Source organism: Desulfonatronum thiodismutans (assembly GCF_000717475.1).
GTDB lineage: Bacteria > Desulfobacterota > Desulfovibrionia > Desulfovibrionales > Desulfonatronaceae > Desulfonatronum > Desulfonatronum thiodismutans.
The window spans coordinates 2,501-5,034 of the sequence record NZ_JPIK01000029.1 but is presented as its reverse complement, the minus strand read 5'-3'; the positions used below and the strand labels follow the sequence as shown (position 1 = coordinate 5,034).

Annotated in this window: 1 rRNA gene (cut by a window edge); it reads right to left on the bottom strand. The window is 53.6% G+C overall.

Features of this window, described 5'->3' with window-relative positions:
* Positions 1-10: 10 nt before the first annotated feature.
* A 23S ribosomal RNA gene (locus GY33_RS0118705) occupies positions 11-2,534 on the bottom strand; it runs 432 nt beyond the window's last position.

The window sequence follows — 2,534 nt, the reverse complement described above, 5'->3', positions numbered from 1 at the left end:
GAAGTATAGAGAGGTTAAGACTCACGGTCTATTAGTACTGGTCAGCTGAGCGCATCGCTGCGCGTACACCTCCAGCCTATCAACCTGGTGGTCTACCAGGGACCTTTAGGGAATCACTTCCAGGGAGACCTAATCTTGAGGCAGGCTTCCCGCTTAGATGCTTTCAGCGGTTATCCTTGCCGAACGTAGCTACCCAGCTGTGCCGCTGGCGCGACAACTGGTCCACCAGAGGTTCGTCCATCCCGGTCCTCTCGTACTAGGGACAGGCCCTCTCAAGTCTCCTCCGCCCACAGCAGATAGGGACCAAACTGTCTCACGACGTTTTAAACCCAGCTCGCGTACCACTTTAAACGGCGAACAGCCGTACCCTTGGGACCTGCTCCAGCCCCAGGATGTGATGAGCCGACATCGAGGTGCCAAACCGCGTCGTCGATGTGAACTCTTGGACGCGATCAGCCTGTTATCCCCGGCGTACCTTTTATCCGATGAGCGATGGCCCTTCCATGCGGGACCACCGGATCACTAAGGCCGACTTTCGTCCCTGTTCGAGATGTCTCTCTCACAGTCAAGCTCCCTTATGCCTTTGCACTCAACGGCTGGTTTCCAATCAGCCTGAGGGAACCTTTGCACGCCTCCGTTACTCTTTGGGAGGCGACCGCCCCAGTCAAACTACCCGCCTGGCACTGTCTACGGTCAGGGTTCACTGACCAGTATTAGAGTTTTAGAACAACAAGGGTGGTATTTCAACGTTGGCTCCCCCCATACTGGCGTACAGGGTTCATAGCCTCCCACCTATCCTACACATGATGCCCCAAAACCCAATGCCAGGTTATAGTAAAGGTGCACAGGGTCTTTCCGTCTTGCTGCGGGTAGACGGCATTTGCACCGCCACTTCAATTTCACTGAGTCTCTGGTCGAGACAGCGCGGAGATCGTTACGCCATTCGTGCAGGTCGGAACTTACCCGACAAGGAATTTCGCTACCTTAGGACCGTTATAGTTACGGCCGCCGTTTACCGGGGCTTCGGTTCAAAGCTTCGGTTGCCCTAACCTCTCCCCTTAACCTTCCGGCACCGGGCAGGCGTCAGTCTGTATACCGCGTCTTACGACTTCGCACAGACCTGTGTTTTTAGTAAACAGTCGCCCCCGCCGTTTCTCTGCGACTCTTCGATGCTCAGGGAGCAAGTCCCTTCACAAAAAAGAGCACCCCTTCTCCCGAAGTTACGGGGTCATTTTGCCGAGTTCCTTGACCAGAGTTTTCTCAAGCGCCTTGGGATACTCTCCCCGCCCACCTGTGTTGGTTTGCGGTACGGTCTGAAAGACATCTCGCTTAGAGGCTTTTCTAGGCAGCATGGGATCAGTCACTTCGTCATAAAGACTCGTCGTCAGTTCTCGGCTTAAAGCTTCGCGGATTTGCCTACGAAGCCAGCCTACTACCTTGAACCGGGACGTCCAACACCCGGATGACCTACCCTTCCGCGTCCCCCCATCACTCAAACAATGTCTCACAGGTACAGGAATATTAACCTGTTTCCCATCAGCTACGCTTTTCAGCCTCGCCTTAGGGGCCGACTCACCCTGGGAAGATTATCTTTACCCAGGAAACCTTGGGCTTACGGCGAAGAAGTTTCTCACTTCTTTTATCGTTACTCATGCCAGCATGATCACTTCCCCGAAGTCCAGCAAACCTTCCGGTTCACCTTCATCCCGCGAGGAACGCTCCCCTACCGCGTACGTTAAACGCACACCCGTGGCTTCGGCATCGTGCTTAGCCTCGTTACATTTTCGGCGCGGAATCACTAGACCAGTGAGCTATTACGCTTTCTTTAAAGGATGGCTGCTTCTAAGCCAACCTCCTGGCTGTCTGAACAACTCCACTTCCTTTCCCACTGAGCACGAATTTGGAGGCCTTAGCCGACGGTCTGGGCTGTTTCCCTCTTGACTATGGACCTTCTCACCCACAGTCTGACTCCCAGGATAAAACGCACGGCATTCGGAGTTTGATAGGGTTTGGTAACCTGGTGGGGCCCCTAGCCCTTTCAGTGCTCTACCTCCGTGCGCGAATTACCTGAGGCTATACCTCAATATATTTCGGGGAGAACCAGCTATCACCGAGTTTGATTGGTCTTTCACCCCTATCCACAGGTCATCCAAAAGGTTTTCAGCCCTAACTGGTTCGAGCCTCCACTTGGTTTTACCCAAGCTTCACTCTGCCCATGGATAGATCACTCGGTTTCGGGTCTTATCCGCAGTACTCAATCGCCCTGTTCAGACTCGCTTTCGCTGCGGCTACGCCTCAGAAAGGCTTAACCTCGCACTACAAATAAACTCGCTGGCTCATTATGCAAAAGGCACGCTCTCACCCTGAATGCCTTCCGAAGAAAACAAACAATGGCTCGAACCGCTTGTAGGCAATTGGTTTCAGGTTCTCGTTTCACTCCCCTAACAGGGGTTCTTTTCACCTTTCCCTCACGGTACTAGTTCGCTATCGGTCGCCAGGGAGTATTTAGCCTTGGGAGATGGTCCTCCCGGATT